The organism is Leptospira alstonii serovar Sichuan str. 79601 (assembly GCF_000347175.1).
Classification (GTDB): domain Bacteria; phylum Spirochaetota; class Leptospiria; order Leptospirales; family Leptospiraceae; genus Leptospira; species Leptospira alstonii.
Genome location: NZ_ANIK01000016.1, coordinates 167,113 through 183,270, shown reverse-complemented (window position 1 = coordinate 183,270; position 16,158 = coordinate 167,113). Strand labels below are relative to the sequence as shown.

Sequence of the window (16,158 nt, the reverse complement as noted above, 5' to 3'; positions counted from 1 at the left end):
TCGCGATCAACCTGATTCCTGACATCTGATCGCGCGTCTTTCGCTTCCCCTTCGCCGGGCTACTCTTTCGGGAAAAGGCCCGGAGCCCGGTTGTCTCAAATACAATAAAATCTGAATATTCGGAAAACCACTATCCACTGATCCTAAAACCTATCCACTAAAACGCCCGGACCCAATCCTGCTTAAACAAAAAAATCGATATATTCTTGTTTGCCTAACGATCGCAATCTGAGTTTTATAGGAGGATGCGGAAATCTAAACGTTCAAACAAACACCGTAAATTGGACCTGCGAGAAAAACACGATCCCCGGCCTAAGCGAACTCTCAAAGACCGAATCGATTTCCGTGGAAGCAACGACACAGAACAAGGGAATTCGATATTCCGATTGTCGTTGAAAAAAGAACGAGAGGATATTTTTCATTCAGCTATTTCCTGGATTACTTTTCCCTTGAACGCTTCACTGTAACGTTTGATCGTTGCCATTGACCTTCCTTTTTATAATAATTTTTTCTAGGACGCTACACTTTTTGAATCCTTGGATTCGAATTTCACACTCGTAAAGATCACCGAATCAGGTTGAAAGGAATCGCAAACTGCATTAGACGGTTCTTATATGAACTGTTAAGGTTGGATGCAAATGAGCTGTTGTTTAAAAGCTTATTTGGAATACGGTATCAATTTAAGAAAAGGTTTCTTTTGAGGCCTTTGAAAGTTTCACGAGGGAGCGCAAACGAATTCTTTAATTTTGTAAACTGTAAACAGAACGAACTTCCTGATGAAAAGAATCGTTTCGTTTTATCGGATACGGACTTGAAGTCCGATTTCAAGCAGTTTTTCAGAGGAGTAGTTTGTTGCAAAACAAAGAAATAATAGCGAAAATCCGATTCGGTTTTTATTACAATAGACTCTCAAATGTTTTTTGAATCAATAGAACAATTTCGCTTAACATTTCCGTTTAAATTTATTATTTACGTAATATATAAATTTTAAAATATGTATAATTTATGAAATTTACATATTCTTATCTAATTTCTTTTTTGATTTGATTTTCTTTTCTTGTAGTAACGGTTTTAGTAGCTACGAAGTTTGTAAGTCAAAATGTGAAAAACGAAAAAACGATTGTTTTACGGGATTGACTGTGGCGACATCCGCCACGGTAGTCACCCCGGAAGCCCCTCCACAGGAAGTGGCCGAAGTATCTTTCAATAATAATTCTTTTAGCATGTCTGAAAATATCGATGTTTCCTCGGTGTATTCCGGAAAAAGTTTAAAGTTGAATGCGGGGATTTCTGCTCCCAACGATATTGATATATTTTCGCTTAGTCTTGTCTTTTACAACAATCAAGATACGTCGAGTGTTGAGTTACTCTCCGGTTCCGTAATCTGCACGGCTTATCTCGGAAATTCTCAATTCAATCCCGATGCGGTTCCAAGTTCGACGCTTCAATCGTTAGGGAATCTTTCTTCTACTCCGATTCAATTTACAAAAAACAATCGTAGTTATTTATATCTCCGATGCTCTTCAGGAGCTGCAGGAGCTTATTCGATTTCTTTTAAAAATCAAAGGCAGATTCCTACATTGAATGGAAGCCTCGTTTTGGGAACTTTTATGTGTCTTGGACAACACGACGATTGCCAGGAAAATTGTCAGATCCGGTATCTGGGCGGCAGTAAAAAGAAGAAAAATAATAATGGAATCATAGAAGACTCCATTGATTGAGATGTAAAACGTTGGTAATTCGAATTTTTTTGTCATTAAGAGTTGTTGAAAAATTAATTCTCGACTCTTTATATTTCATTACTGATCCCTCCTAAGAAACAACATTGAGTTCAGGCGCGGTTCCCCAAATTCGTTGGAAGCCACAGGCAGCGCTCTGCTGCCTGTGGAACTGGCTTGAGACTATCCACTAAAACCTACATTCTCAAGAAGTCTCTTTGTTCCTTGTCTTATTACCGTTCTACTCATTCTAAAAACTCATTCTTTTTCGCGAATTTTCTCTAATCCTCCTTGATTTTTAGGACCTCTCCCATTTTATAGCGGAATAACAACCTCCAGTAGGATCTTTTAGGACCTAATTTCCAAATTTTCAGAAAAGTTGGACTAAAAGCGCGGGTTATTTCCGTCTTACTATGAGGAATTTATTGAAATCGAGAAATTAGCGCCATGAGAGAAATTATCAAGCTCGTTTGTCAGGAACCCGGCTGTTCCAAAGGAAGAAGCACCTATCTTCTTACCAAGAACAAAAAGGCTAAAACTGAAAAATTGGTTACTAAAAAATTCTGCAAATTTTGCAGAAAACATACAGAATACAAGGAAACCAAGGTCTAAGGTTTCCAGGCAACAGGATGACTGCAAAAAAATCGACCCCGGCATACGATAAAAAAGCTCTCCAAGAAATCGCGGATCTTCTTCACGAGAAGAAAAACGTTCTCTTAGAAAAGTATGCTCATTGGGAAGATAACAGCAAACCGTCCGGCCTTAAAGAAATGGGCGACATTGCGGATATTGCATCCGAAATTAATGAAGAGACCTTAAGCTCCGTCCTTTCCGAAGCGGAGATAGAAACCATCCGAGAAATCGATGTCGCATTGGAAAAAATCGAAGACGGCACTTACGGAATTTGCGAAGGAACCGGTAAAAAAATTCCGATCGCGCGTCTCAAAGCCATTCCTTGGACCCGTTATACCGTAGAGTACGCGGAAACTCTTTCCAAAAGCAAAGGTTTTGCCCGTAAGAGTAACGCCGGAAGTCTTACCGGAACCTACAAAATTCCATCCGATATGGATTCGATGGACGAATAATTCTAAGTTCGCCTTCCGTTCATCTTATCATCTAAACCGAACAATTTTTTTATAAAAAAGGGAGTCTTCCTGATTTTTCGGAAGCCGTATTTTCAACCGTTTTTCGATTGAAATCTGAATCTTTTCCAAAATCCTCTTTATTCGTGCCCGGATTATTCAATAAACTCAAACCCCTTCGAACTCCCACATTTTTCGGACTCATTCTTTGTTCTGTTCTTTCTTATCTTTTGTTTCGAAGTTTTCTTTTCGTGAGAGAAACGGAAGGAGCAGGGGTCGTTGTTATCGGAACGATCCAGTTCCTTTTCGGACTTTTTCCCAATCTCTACCATCGTAAGCCGGGGAGAATCTTCACAATGGCGGGAGCCCTGATTTTACCCGGCCTACTCTATGATAAAACCGTAATATGGAGTTCCTTAAGCGGGCTTTTTGCGGGCGCGATTTTCGGAATTTTTTTGAGACAATATATTGCCACGTTTCATTCCCAAACGGTAAACGAAGAGGATCCTATATTCCGTTTTTTTTATATCAATCGGCCTTACAAATCGTCCCTACCGTTTTATCGAAATCCTAAAACCGGAATTTTGATTTTTCTCTCGTTATTACTTCTGGAAAGATTTTTCGTCTACTTCAACGCGCCCCCGTTCAAAGGTTTCGGTATTTTAGATACGGTTTATCTGCCCGGAATCAGCTCGAAATACGCGTTCGGATTGAGTTTGGATTTTCTCGGGTCTTGGATGCTCGCCGTCCTTTATTTTTTAGCGGAAGAATCCTCTTCTCACGAAAGCGATTCTCCCGTAAAGTATTGGAGACAGGGCCTTTTCGCGGGAGTATTTTTGAATATACTACTATTCTTAATCCAAGGATTTACCCGCTATTCTGCGATTCCGTTTACTCCTGGGATCGGCGGTTTTTATTCCGTCTCCGGTTTTTTTGCGGATACGGGTTCTCTCAATTGGTTTTTTCCTCTTTTAATCGCGTATTTTTTTCACTACCTTCATTCCAGAAGCTGGCGTTTCCCTACAAAGATCATTTTAAGCGCCGGGCTTATTTTTCCTTTTTTGATTTTAGGAAAATATTTCAGCGCCGGTTCTTGGATCCTACTTTCCGCTCTTCTAATATACGCCTATTCGGTTACCGCCTTTCCTAAAATCCGAAACCGTTGGTGGAAATTGTCGATCATCCCGATTTGTACGATTGCCTGGGTTGTTATTGCGATTTCGATCGTATGGATCGGATCGTTTTCCTGGTCGTTCGATTCCTGGCAGGAACTCCACCAAACTTGGATTAAAGGTTATCGCGCTTCCGGAGGTAGTCTCGTTCGTTTTTTGGATCTTTATTGGGCGGAAGGATGGATTCAAACCCGATCCGCATGGAACTGGAGCAAACAATCGATTTGGATGGGAAACGGCGCCGGAAGTTTCGCCCTCAACTGGATCGATTCCAGATCCGTAAATCCCGTTCCACCCGGAGGAATACGGGAATTCGGGCTTACTTCCTTCTTATTTCTGTTACACGACGGCGGGATTTTTTTAACTCTCGTTTTTTTAGTCTGGGTCGGTTTGGAAATCGCGTTACGCGATCATTGGAAAATCCTGATTTTACTTTTGCCGATCGCGATCTTTTTTATGCCTTGGACCGGAAGCAGCGGCACGGCGGCTTTTTTTTGTCTCTGGCTCGTCACTTCCTCTTCTCCTCCAACGAGAGAACTCCACCGGGCAATCGTAGGGGGATTCAATCTTTTTGCGTTACTCCTCGGTTCTTTCCTGTTGTTTTACGCTTTGATCGGAATCGCGCCGAACCTGCGCGGACCTGAGTTCCGTTATGCGGAATTGAAGTCCTACCAACTCATGGCTAAAAGACAAGGTCTGGTTCAAAATGGAATTCGTTATCACGAATTTTCTTCCGGTGCGACCTGGGTTTTAGCGAGTAGGGCTCCGATCCGTTTAAGAGCCTTTATTCCGGAAGAGAAAAAACTTTCCAAAAACGAAAAGATCTACGTTCGTTGGTCCTTTGTCGGACCGGACTGGGTCGAAATTCAATCCAAGACACTTCCCTTATCTACGGGTGCGAGCGACGTAGGCCTGACCGTTCCGAACAATGCCAAATATTTGAGAACGGAGATTCTTTCGGGTTCTTTTTTCGGAACTCATGTAAAAGAATTCGGTATCTTTGCGGAAGACTTTGACGGTTTAAACAGAGTGAGATGAACCGATTGGATGAACGATCTGATACATCAGATTCTGAAACTGTTGTTTCCCTCTGACCGATAATCTCCAAAAAAGAAGTTTCCACGGCGGATTTACGAAAATAAAAACGGCTCCGGGTGCGAACTCCGGGTCGTCCTCCCTCACGTTCAACCAGACGGGAATCGCAAGAATATTAGGAAATTCTTTACCGGCCACGTAAAAAGTCACGTAAACCCGATCTCCGATGATAAGGTTTTTTTCAATCGGAGAATAAAATCCCTTTCCGGAAAGTGAATACGCCAAGGAAGGATATTCTCTTTCTTCCTGAACGATCGTAACGGCGATAAACAACGGAATTTTTAAAATTCTTTCCCGAAAGAACTTTGGATTGAAAATTCCCCTAAAAAGTATCAGGATGCAAAGCCAGATCGGATAGATCAAAAAAAGTCCGATAAATTCGGAGGTTCTAATTCCTTCCAGAAAAAGGGGTATCGTTTCCGGAAATTTTAAATAAATGGAATATAATAAAGTCGGAATCAAAAAAAGAAAAACGGATACCGCGATTTTTCCCTTGGGAAGTTGTCGAAACAAAGGGATCGGTTCGACCTTTTGTATCCTATTTTGACTCAGACGCATCCAGGAATCGTAACCGGTGAACTTGGAAACCACCTTGTAATCGTCCCCAAACAATCCGATGGACTGAAGGACTTCGATCGGAAGAATATTCTGGGAAATCGTAAGCAGATATTCCAAAACAAAAAATCCGGTCGCAAGAATGAAGGGAAGTAAAATTACGAAATTTCCGTCTATGAGCAAAATATAATTAAACGTTCCGTGTAGAACAAAACATCCGAACAAACTGTAAAAAAGCCCCAAAAAATTAAAAGAAGAGGGCCTGGAATGATAATACTGCATCGTCGCATAACCGTAAATTCCTCCCGTAAACGTATGGATCGGAAGGGAAGTGACGGTTCTTAAAAACAAGGGCCAAAAATCGAGAATCGGCGCGTATAAAAAATTCTCCAAAAGCCCGAAAGTGGCGCCTAATGTAAGTCCGAAGTAAATTCCGTCCGAAACGTTATAAACGGATTTTAAACCTTTAAAATACCAAAGGATGACGAGCAGCTTCGGAACTTCCTCCAAAATGGAACTACCTTGGAAGGCCCTGTCGAAATAGGAACTTTCGTCGATATATTGTTTCACTAAAATTTCCGGAAAGATCGCAAGTCCTACGGTTAAAACTCCGCAAAAGATCGCGGACAAATCGAAACTCTTTCGATTCGGATGATAGTATGTACTGCGATAAAAAAACCAATAAAATCCGGCCGCGAAAATCGCCGTGCCGAATTTCAAAAAGACGATTAAAGGACCTTCTAATCCCAAATAAAGGAGCATATTCCCCTTAAGTATCGGAATATGCCCCCTTTCTTTTTACCGAATTAGGCCCGGGAAAGAACTCTTCTTTTTAAAATATACGCGGCGATCGCACCGGCAACCATCAGTAAAACCGCGACAAGAATCGCATTCTTTTTCACGGAATACAACAAGAACCCCATCAGCTCCGAATCCTCATCCGGAACCGGGAACACCTTTGCTTGATTTGTAATGTGTTTATACCAGTCTTTGTAAGACGCTCCGTTAGACGCCACCCAAAGATTGAATTCCCGATAACCGGTTTGAGATTCCTTACGGATGTCCATACCCTCGTACGGATATTTCCAAGCTCCCGGAACCAAAATCGCCCAAGGGAACTTGTTGGAATCCAGATACTTGTCCGTTCCGTTTGTGTTTTTATAAAGTCCGGGAAAGTGAATCTCTTTTCCGGTATGGGCAACCTTGATAAAGATATCGTACGGATAACTTCCGAGAACCGCCTTTTTCACCGGAGTATTAAACACGATCTCGATCGTAGCGATATGTCCCGGTTTGTAGACACCGCCCGGATTTACGTTGGGGTTGGACGTGGTTTTATTGGATTCTTCGTGAATTTGAATTCCCTGATTGAGATCGGAAGCGGACACGGTTTTTGTCGTCAACTCGGTGATAACTTTTCCGTCCTCTCTGATCACTTTTCTTGAAAACGTAGCTCCTACGGGAACCGGAAGTTTTAGAAATAGAGTATGTTTATTCCCGGCTTCCCGCGCAACGTGTTGGTACGTTCCCCTCAGGCGAATCACATCCCCAGCCGTGTTCAAGTCCTCTTCGTTGTGAATATGAAGGACGTAGTCGTTTAAGTCCGCGTCCCCCGCGCTGGGATATTGATCTTCGTAGGCTACGGTACTGATTCCTTCCGCTGGAATTCGAATCAAAGAAGAACGAACCGGATCTTGCGGATACGCATCCAAACTATCGGGAACACCGTCCTTATCGGCGTCGGCCGGAGCGGTTACAACCGGAAGGGGAATCTCGTATTTTATCTCACGATTGATTTCGACCACATTGTTCAACGGGATTACGTTGGAAATCGATTCCGCACCTGCCGCAATCTCCACAGTGATTTCACCTAACGTAGTTGCTACGGTGATACTTCCCGTAACCTTCCCGATGCCGTTTGAAATTCCCTGAAAGAGTATATTGCCTAAGTTATCGTAAACGATAATAGTCGCTCCGGAAATCGGTTTGGATTGTTTATCCGTTACGATTATATTCAAAGGAATCGTTTGTACCGTGTTATACGTAAAGGGAATACTTCCTATTTGATCGGTTACGGTAATCACACCGGTAATTTCCGAAGAAGAACCGTTATTCGAACCTACACTTGTACTCGTATCGTTTCCGGTTCCCGAAGAAGAACTTGATTCGTTATTGGAACTTACATTTGTATCGGTGGTTCCGGAGGAAGAACCGGAGTTACCGCCATCACCGCTTCCGGAGCTGGAACTTACGGCGTTTGTGTTCGTTCCACCCGAACTTGAGTTATCCGAGGAAGGACTGGAAGACGGAGTATTTTCGGAAGAAGAACTACCGGAACTTACGGCGCCGCTGTTTGGTGACGAACCACTCGTTGAATCATTATTGGATGATGAAGAACCGGCGGAACTCGTAGAATTGCCTCCCGATGACGAAGAGGATTGTGAATTGGAGGAACTTACGGAATTGGAAGAAGAGCTGCTGCCGTTATTGGAAGAGGAAGTAGGACTGGAATTATTTCCACCTGCCGTATTGTCCACAATTACGACCGATCCTCCGTTGGAAGCCGTCGCGGTTCCCGCACTCGATTCATCAGATCGAGGCGCCGAGGTTGATACGTTCGTATTTTGATTGAGTAAAGTCAGAAACGGAAATAACATTCCTTTTTTCTTATGACTGCAACCAACTGAAACGATGAAAGTAATCCATAATATTAGAATTTTCTTCATGATCCCTATCCCTTTTTTTTTATAGTTAGAATAAAAGACGAAGAGTACTTGATATTAAATACTATCCGAGGAAGGAATTATATAGGATTCTTCGATTTCATGAAAGATTTTTTTTAAGCATCCTGTGTTATTTTAGACAATTTTTAAGTCCTTCAAAGAGACTTCTTTGCAATATGCAGAACGGCGTTTCCGAAAACGAAGTTCCGAAACCGCACTTTTGGAAAGCCCTGTTGTTCCAGAATCGACTTTAGGGTTTCCTGATCCGGATAGGAAAGGGAAGAAACCGGAAGATAATCGAACATCTCATTCTTTCCTCCCCAAAGAATATAACCGAGAATCGGAACGATTTTAAAAAAATAGAAATCCGCGAGCCTACGAATCCAAGGATTTTTTACCTTGCCCACGTCCAAATTGAGAAACAATCCGCCCGGTTTTAAAACTCTGAGAATCTCCCCGATCGCTTTTGGAAGGTCGTCCACGTTACGGAGGCCGAAACCGATCGAAACCGCGTCAAACTGAGAATTTTGAAAATTTACCAGTCGAGTCGCGTCTCCTATCTCGAAACGAACCCGACCTTTTTCGGCTTGTTTCCCAAGTCGAGCCTTTGCGATTGCAAGCATGTTTTCCGAAAAGTCCACGCAGGTAACGTGTTCGACCGAGTGAGAATTTTCCAGACGCACCGAAATGTCTCCGGTTCCGCAACAGAGATCCATTACGTATAAACGGCCGGAAAGATTTTTTTCCAGTTCTCGAACCAATCGATTTTTCCAAACCCGATGCAGAAGAAAGCTGTTCCAATCGTTGAACCGATCGTATTTCTTTGCGATCTTGTTGAAATTTTCCCGAACAAAACCCGCCTTGGAATCGGTCCGAGGCATCTGAAATTCTGACATAAGTTTAATGAAATGATTGAAGAATGTTTGGCAAGAAGAGTTTTTATCGAATCCGATTGCGGCGCGGATTTCCGAACTCGGTGTATCCTCTTGGTCGGCAGGCTTAAGATTGGAATGACAAACGAAAAGGGAATAGCAATCTTGATCGTAAGCTTTGGGGGTTTTTGTGGAAGTTTTATTTGCAAAGGGAGGATGGGTTTCAATTCTCATTCTGATCGTAAGTTTTATCAATCTCGGACTTTTTATCAGAGTTCGAACCTTTCTTCCTATCCTCAAAAGAAAAATTCTTTTTAGACTCCAAGGAGACGATCCAAACGGAAACAAAAAGAAACAAAACTCTGATTTAAATTTCATACTCGAAGATCCGGAAGAATTTTTTCAGAGAGAATTTTTCGTTCCCGAAACGATGATCTCTTGGATCCGAAATCTCGCCGGAATCGCCACCATGCTCGGACTTCTCGGAACCGTGATCGGAATTTCCGTCGCTTTCGAAGAGATGAAAAACGCGGGTACGGTAAGTTTGGAAATTTTTTCCGAAGGAATTCGACTCGCATTGAACACTACGATCCAAGGATTATGCGTCGCAATCCCTTCCGTCCTTGTATTTCAATATCTCAAAGTGATACTTCATAAAACGGAAATAGAACTCAAAGCTTCGGTCGATCACGAAAGAATCGATACGTTAAAAACTTCGGAATGAAAAAGAATCCTCGAACAAGAAAAAGTCTTTTGGAAGGAGACGATTCTCCCCTCGACATGACGAGTATGTTGGACGTGGTTTTTATTCTTTTGATTTTCGTTATGGTCGCCATGAGTTTTCAGAAAGAAGTTCATTCCATACCCGTGGCTCTTCCCAAAACGACAGCGGAGACCGGAGGCAGCGATACCAAAAGGGAAGTTTTTCTTTTAAAAGACGGGAATCTACGTTATGCGGAACGGGATTTTACGGAAACCGATTGGAAACAAATCGTATCTCGGGGAGAATTTCAGAATCACGTCGTATGGATTTACGGAGACGAAAACGTAGGTTACGGAAAATTCGTATTCGTATTGAACAGTTTAAAGAATTCTAATTTAAAAGAACTTCATCTTGCGGTCAAAAAAGAATAATCAACGCCAGAGTTCGGGTATGTCGAGCGATCCATAGAGAGCGAGACAAACAAAAGCCGCGAAGCGAAAGCGTTGTTTCTCAGCGTAGCTGAGATGAGCGATCCATAGAGAGCGAGACAAACAAAAGCCGCGAAGCGAAAGCGTTGTTTCTCAGCGTAGCTGAGATGAGCGATCCATAGAGAGCGCATTGGCTACATCAAACTCGCGTTAAATTACAAATTTTGAATAGAGTTGTTGTTGAAAAATTCCATAGTGGCGATTAACAAAACTGCTTCAATTATCCGTTTCAATGAAACGGATGGAGAATTAATTTTTCAACAACTCTAATGATTATTTTTCGGATTTTATAGAGGTTTTCATCATCAATTCAGTTTCGGATTTTTTTTGTGTCGATCCTTATCTCTTTCGGTGTTTTTCTTTAAGGTTGCGACTAACGCGTCTTCCAGAGAAATTCCCATCTGGTTCGCTAAACAGATCAAAACGAATAGGATATCCCCCATCTCCTTGGAGATTCCTTCCGGATCTTCTCCCTTTTTAAACGACTGATCCCCATATTTCCTCGCGACCAGTCTCGCAAATTCTCCCACTTCCTCCATGAGAACCGCAAGATTGGTGAGTTCCGAAAAATACCGAACCCCGAAGTCGGAAATCCATTCGTCCACTTTCTTTTGAGCCTGATCGAGAGAAAGTTCGCTTTCGTTCATCTTTGCGCATCCAGTCGATCGACCAGGATTGCCGTCGGAGCCGGATAACAACCGCCGCTTAAATGATGAGGATCGATGTATTTCTGGCATTTCACTTCGGAGCGGTAATCGTTCATATCGAGAGGAACTACATTCTTAAATTCTAATGTAATTTTTGCGCGAATTTTCTCCCAGGTAGGATAAAACTCCGCGGATTTGACTCTTTTTTCCAAACCTTCGTAGAGAAGAGGTGACCAAAGAATCACTTTGATTCCGTTTTTTTCCGCGGTCTCCAAAAATCGAAACAGAAATTTTTTCTGAACGGGAGAGATCCTGATCGTTCGGTAGACGTCGTTGTAATATTTTGCGGATTCTTTTTCGAGTTCTTCGGGAGGAGTGTTCGTCAACAATACGTTCGGGATTCCTCCGTTGAACTTGTCCGATTCGTTCATCAAAAGATCCCGAATCCTGAGCATCATTTCTTTGGCTTGCGGGTTTTTGATTCTCGCCATCGCTTCTTTAAATCTGGGAGGAAACACCGTGGTTCTAAAAACTCTGGATCTTAAAAACGTATCCCAATCGTTTGTGGAAAACTCGTTCGCATAACGTAAAAAATACGGGAAATCGTAGGAATAACGCAAAGGATAACGGTTGCAAAAATCGGTCATCGAATCGGGATAAAATTCCAAAATCGCGTAATCGGGTTTTACTCCCGCAGAAAGAAGTTTTTCCAAATTGTAGTTATGATACGAAAAAGGCGCCGAAGGAGCGGAAAAATTATACACAATCAGATCCGTTCTTTTTTTGCGGATCGTATCGAGTGAAAATTCTCCCATGTGAGAGGTTCCGAAAAAGATCAGGGTTTTTTCGTTCTTGTTTGCGGCGGACTTCTCTTTGACCAAGGCGGCAAGAACCCTGTCCTTCATCTCATAAAAGTAATATTCCGCGCCGGCTTCCGTATAGGGCCTTACCCACGTCGAAGACAGTAGACGATCCAAAGAAATTGCAAAGATAAAAAATAAGAGCGGAACCGTAAGTAATTTTTTACGTAACAAAGGGATCAAGCGCGATCGTTTTCGGGAACTCATTCATCCCTCCTTAAAATTGAAAGTAAATAAAGTCCTGACCCTTTCCGGCGTAATTGGAAAGGAGCAGTACCAATAAAATTAGAAAAATAGAAATTAGAATTTTCTGATATTTGAAATAAAATCGGGGAACCTTTTCGAAATATTCCAAAGTATGAAGTAAAATCGCTCCGATCAAAAAAGGAATCAGCAGATCGGTTCTTAAAATCGACTTTGCGGGTTCCGCAATCCATTGAACTCCGTAAAACAGGATACGCCAAGCGTCCGTCACGGACTGAGAGCGGAAAAATACCGCGCCGATCATAAAAATCGAATATACGAAAAAAGCCCGAACGAACCACCAGAAAAAACCTTTTTCGGGCAACTTCGGAATTTTCAATCGGTCCATCAGACGATCGATCACTAAACATAGTCCGTGCCAAAAACCCCAAACGACATACGTCCAACTGGCTCCGTGCCAAAAGCCGCCTAACGTGAACGTTGCGATTAAATTCAGATAAATCCTGGGCTCCGAAGTTCTGGAACCTCCGAGAGGAATATAAATGTAATCTCGAAGCCAAGTGGCAAGAGTTACGTGCCACCTTCTCCAAAGATCTTGAACGTTTTGGCTGAAAAACGGAGCGCGGAAGTTGACCGGAATATTGAATCCCATCAGAAAAGCGCAACCCCGAGCGATATCCGTATAACCGCTGAAGTCGCAATAAACCTGCCAAGTGAATCCTTGGGCGGCCAGAAAGAGAGAATAGCCGTCGTATTCGGAAGGATTACGAAACACCGGATCCACCAAGGACGCGATGTTATCCGCGACTAAAATTTTCTTTGCGATTCCGAGTCCCAAAAGATACAACCCCGCGTAAACGTAAGAAGGTTTGATTCTTACCTTATCCAAGATCGGAAAGAAATCTTGATGCCTCATGATCGGTCCCGCGACCAACTGAGGAAAAAACAGAATGAACAGAATAAATCGAAAAGGACCGCAGTCTTCGGTGATTTTGCCGCGATATACGTCTACGACGAACGCGATGATCTGAAACGTATAAAAACTGATCGCAAGGGGAAGAACGATCTGAAAACCGAAGGTCTTCTGATCTAAAAATCCCCAACCCGTACAAGCGTAAAAATTATCGGTAAAAAAATAAAAGTATTTAAAAACTCCGAGGTTGATCAAATCGAAAACTACGATTGCCCTTAAAACTCCGGGACTTTTCTTTTTAAACAGACTCCGAATCGCCCAATAATTGATATAAAGAATCGCTAATAAATGAAAAAGAAATGGAACGCTCCAAGTCGCGTAAAAGACCAAGGAAGCGATTACGATCACCCATTCCCTGTATTTCCTTCCGTTGTAAGCCCAATAGAGGACGTAAACGCATAAAAAGAAAAGTAGAAAGAGAGTGGAGGTAAAGATCATTTGTTTTCCTTTTCCAGAACGGCTTTTAGATCTTTCGCAAACGCGTACGTCAATTTCTGCATTCCGATCGAATTGAGATGAATCAGATCGTAGTAATAGTCTCCGTTATCGGGACCGTCCAAGATATCCTGATAATCGAGTATCGGAACCGGATCGGAAGGATGGATTCTTGAAAGTTCCCTTTTCCAAACTTCGTTTCTTTCCGGAAGTCTCCATTGTTGAATGAGTTGACTGTAAGGAGCCACGACACCGATGATCCGGATGTTTTGACCGTTCTCTTTTCCGATTTTTCGAATTTCGTCGTGAAGGATTTTAAGTCGATCGAAGTATTGTTTTGTAACCGCGTCCTCGTTCGCATTCGTCAAAGGATTACTTGCGATGATACACGTATCGAAGATCGCCTTTTTATGAAATCGGTCCGACCCTTCCGGGATCGGCTGGCCGTTGGCCGGATTTGTTTTTGCGACACAATCGGGAACGTCCCCGATCGGATACATGCTGATTTTTTCTTGATAGGAATTTTCGTAGTCCCAAGGATGGGGATTTTCTTTTTTGAAACGTTTCCCGATGTCCTTGATCCTTTTGGAAGGACTTAAGATCAGATCTTGCATATCCCGTCTATACGCGATCGACTTCAAAGTGATGTAAACAAGATCGTCCGCGTTTACGTCGTAACCGAAATCGTAAATTCTAGGATAGACTTCCAAACGATTGAACTCCGAAATCATCGCAAGCGTATGCAGGTTCAGAATTTTTTGACCGACCCAAGGAGTTGTGATTTCGAATACGTGGACTACGGTTCTTACGTTTTTGAAACGAGGAAGAGTTTTTAAAACGGCAAGATCCTGGACGATCAACTCCGTTCCTGGAATCGCAATCGATTGAATCTTCTTTCCCATAGGAGAAAGTTCTTTGTTTAAGATCGGAATGGACAAACCTTGATAAGCGACCGACGTTCCGACTACCAAAACGTCCGGGTCGAATTCCTTTTGTTTTTCAAGAACGTGGTTCGTGATTCTCGAAACGTTAGCCGCATAGGAATTCTTTTTCAAAAAAGGTCGATAACAACCGAACTGCATTCCGGTTTCGAGACAAATCAGGATTAAAACCGGAATCCAAAATTTGGAATCTTTGAAAAACGCAAGGTATTCTTTCATAACGGATGTTTGTCCTAAAACGCAAAGTAGAGAAAACTCTGGCTTTCCGTGATTCCGAAAATCAAAAGCATAAAGACGTTCGCAAGAAAGAATAGAACGAACTTCCATCGGCTACGAACGATTTTTTCTATATTATTTTTTGCGAATAGATAAGAGGCCACAAAACAAACCAACAAAAGAATTCCGTACGTATAGTTCGAATATCCTTTGACTCCCACAAAACCGTCCGGACCCAAAAAAAGAAGGGACTTCATCATAGGAACCGCTTTTTCCATCGTTTCCGCGCGAAACATCACGAACCCAAACGTTAGACAAAACATCGTAAAAATTCTCGCGCAGACGTCGTAGATCATTCCCCCCTTTTCGTTTAACAAAACGGCGAATTTGGTTTTGGCGTATTCCCTATGTGCAAAAATCATAATCCCTTGCCAAAGTCCCCAACTTATATAATGATACGCGGCCCCGTGCCAAACTCCGGCAAAAAACCAAGTGATGAAAATATTTCTATAAGTAAAAAGGGCCGATCCTCTCGATCCTCCGAGCGGAATGAAGATATAATCCCGAATCCAAGTGGAGAAAGAGATATGCCAACGGGACCAATGATCCGTAATATTCCTAGCGACCATCGGAAAGTTGAAGTTCGGATCGAACTTATATCCGAAAAGACGCGCGACCCCGATCGCAATGTCCGTATAACCCGCAAAGTCGAAATAAATCTGCCATCCGAATGCGAGGGCTCCCGTCCAAATTTCGATCGGATTTAAAGAAGTATAATTTGCAAACGTGGAATCCACGACTTTTGCGAGATTGTCCGCAAAAACGATCTTACGGGTAAAACCGATCAAGATCTGGCAAAACGCGATTTGTATGTCTTCCTTACCGACCGGAAGCGGAAGTTCCAAATCCCGAAAAAAAGTCTGCGCGCGAACGATCGGACCCGCGACCAACTGAGGAAAGAAAGAAACGTAAAGAGAAAAATCCAAAAAGGATTTTTTCGCTTCGATCTGCCCTCGATACACGTCGATCGTATAACTCAGGGATTGAAACGTATAAAATGAAATTCCGACGGGAAGAATGATGTCGTAATACGCAAATTTAAAACCGGCAATAGGAGTGAGATCGTTCGCCACGCCCAATAAAAAGTTCGTATACTTAAAATAGGCGAGTAGTCCTAGATTGGTGACGAGGGACAACAAAAGCCAGAGTTTTCTTTTTTGCGAACCCGACGGCGCCGTTTGAATTTTGAGAGAAACGAAGTAATCAATAACGATTGAATAGAGTAAAAGAACGATGAATTCTTTTCTCCAAGACATATAAAAATAAAAACTGGCTCCGAGAAGAAAAATCCTTTGGATCTTTCCTTTGAGTAAATGATGAATGATGAGTACGACTGGAAAGAAGAATAGAAAATGAAGCGAATTAAAAAGCATGTTTCGTCTGAATCAGGTTTTCAAAGATCTGAAGAGCAGTT

The 16,158-nt window shown here is 42.4% G+C and carries 14 protein-coding genes and 3 pseudogenes; 8 read left to right on the top strand and 9 right to left on the bottom strand.

Going from position 1 to position 16,158, the window contains the following annotated elements; translation table 11 throughout:
• Positions 1–210 precede the first annotated feature (210 nt).
• The 6 genes and pseudogenes from LEP1GSC194_RS04455 (at position 211) to LEP1GSC194_RS04435 (ending at position 5,010) form a co-directional block, all read left to right on the top strand.
• The gene (locus LEP1GSC194_RS04455) at positions 211–396 is read left to right on the top strand and encodes a hypothetical protein (RefSeq protein WP_020772354.1); all 186 of its coding nucleotides are present in this window, start codon (positions 211–213) and stop codon (positions 394–396) included.
• A 128-nt stretch (positions 397–524) separates the two neighbouring features.
• Positions 525–701: pseudogene (locus LEP1GSC194_RS22535) on the top strand (ATPase); the annotation flags it as partial.
• 304 nt (positions 702–1,005) lie between these two features.
• Positions 1,006–1,721 (top strand): annotated as a pseudogene (locus tag LEP1GSC194_RS04450) (LA_0364 family Cys-rich lipoprotein).
• A 444-nt stretch (positions 1,722–2,165) separates the two neighbouring features.
• A complete protein-coding gene (rpmG, locus tag LEP1GSC194_RS04445) occupies positions 2,166–2,330 on the top strand; it encodes a 50S ribosomal protein L33 (RefSeq protein ID WP_002998847.1) in 165 nt (54 codons plus the stop codon).
• A gap of 17 nt (positions 2,331–2,347) precedes the next feature.
• A complete protein-coding gene (locus tag LEP1GSC194_RS04440) occupies positions 2,348–2,803 on the top strand; it encodes a TraR/DksA family transcriptional regulator (RefSeq protein ID WP_020772451.1) in 456 nt (151 codons plus the stop codon).
• 143 nt (positions 2,804–2,946) lie between these two features.
• Positions 2,947–5,010: a membrane protein gene (locus LEP1GSC194_RS04435; RefSeq protein ID WP_021064740.1), complete on the top strand. Its 2,064-nt coding sequence runs from the start codon at positions 2,947–2,949 to the stop codon at positions 5,008–5,010.
• Here LEP1GSC194_RS04435 and LEP1GSC194_RS04430 read toward each other — a convergent pair.
• From LEP1GSC194_RS04430 to LEP1GSC194_RS04420, 3 genes are all read right to left on the bottom strand, one after another.
• Positions 4,993–6,384, bottom strand: coding sequence for a PrsW family glutamic-type intramembrane protease (locus LEP1GSC194_RS04430; protein ID WP_017808585.1), 1,392 nt, complete (start codon positions 6,382–6,384; stop codon positions 4,993–4,995). The genes LEP1GSC194_RS04435 and LEP1GSC194_RS04430 overlap by 18 nt on opposite strands.
• A gap of 44 nt (positions 6,385–6,428) precedes the next feature.
• Positions 6,429–8,348 carry an LruC domain-containing protein gene (locus LEP1GSC194_RS04425; RefSeq protein ID WP_020772482.1) on the bottom strand — a complete coding sequence of 640 codons (1,920 nt, stop codon included), beginning with the start codon at positions 8,346–8,348 and terminating at the stop codon, positions 6,429–6,431.
• Between the two features lie 152 nt (positions 8,349–8,500).
• Positions 8,501–9,241 carry a ubiquinone/menaquinone biosynthesis methyltransferase gene (locus LEP1GSC194_RS04420; RefSeq protein WP_081605036.1) on the bottom strand — a complete coding sequence of 247 codons (741 nt, stop codon included), beginning with the start codon at positions 9,239–9,241 and terminating at the stop codon, positions 8,501–8,503.
• A gap of 166 nt (positions 9,242–9,407) precedes the next feature.
• Here LEP1GSC194_RS04420 and LEP1GSC194_RS04415 point away from each other — a divergent pair, with 166 nt between their 5' ends.
• Complete coding sequence (locus LEP1GSC194_RS04415; protein ID WP_020772359.1) at positions 9,408–9,941, top strand: MotA/TolQ/ExbB proton channel family protein; 534 nt, start codon at positions 9,408–9,410, stop codon at positions 9,939–9,941.
• The gene (locus tag LEP1GSC194_RS04410; RefSeq protein ID WP_020772417.1) at positions 9,938–10,351 is read left to right on the top strand and encodes an ExbD/TolR family protein; all 414 of its coding nucleotides are present in this window, start codon (positions 9,938–9,940) and stop codon (positions 10,349–10,351) included. Before LEP1GSC194_RS04415 ends, LEP1GSC194_RS04410 begins: the two co-directional genes overlap by 4 nt.
• Here the strand turns inward: LEP1GSC194_RS04410 and LEP1GSC194_RS23540 are convergent.
• From LEP1GSC194_RS23540 to LEP1GSC194_RS04385, 6 genes and pseudogenes are all read right to left on the bottom strand, one after another.
• Positions 10,352–10,535 (bottom strand): annotated as a pseudogene (locus LEP1GSC194_RS23540) (hypothetical protein); the annotation flags it as partial. It lies immediately after the preceding gene.
• A 178-nt stretch (positions 10,536–10,713) separates the two neighbouring features.
• Complete coding sequence (locus tag LEP1GSC194_RS04405; protein WP_020772386.1) at positions 10,714–11,055, bottom strand: nucleotide pyrophosphohydrolase; 342 nt, start codon at positions 11,053–11,055, stop codon at positions 10,714–10,716.
• Entirely contained in the window at positions 11,052–12,122 is a 1,071-nt protein-coding gene (locus LEP1GSC194_RS04400; protein WP_036041338.1) for a DUF1574 domain-containing protein, read from the bottom strand. The genes LEP1GSC194_RS04405 and LEP1GSC194_RS04400 overlap by 4 nt, the downstream gene beginning before the upstream one ends.
• 10 nt (positions 12,123–12,132) lie before the next feature.
• Entirely contained in the window at positions 12,133–13,530 is a 1,398-nt protein-coding gene (locus LEP1GSC194_RS04395) for an MBOAT family O-acyltransferase (RefSeq protein WP_020772420.1), read from the bottom strand.
• Positions 13,527–14,687, bottom strand: a complete 1,161-nt coding sequence (locus LEP1GSC194_RS04390) for an SGNH/GDSL hydrolase family protein (protein ID WP_020772536.1) — start codon at positions 14,685–14,687, stop codon at positions 13,527–13,529. The genes LEP1GSC194_RS04395 and LEP1GSC194_RS04390 overlap by 4 nt, the downstream gene beginning before the upstream one ends.
• A gap of 14 nt (positions 14,688–14,701) precedes the next feature.
• The gene (locus tag LEP1GSC194_RS04385) at positions 14,702–16,117 is read right to left on the bottom strand and encodes an MBOAT family O-acyltransferase (protein ID WP_020772437.1); all 1,416 of its coding nucleotides are present in this window, start codon (positions 16,115–16,117) and stop codon (positions 14,702–14,704) included.
• Positions 16,118–16,158: the final 41 nt, after the last annotated feature.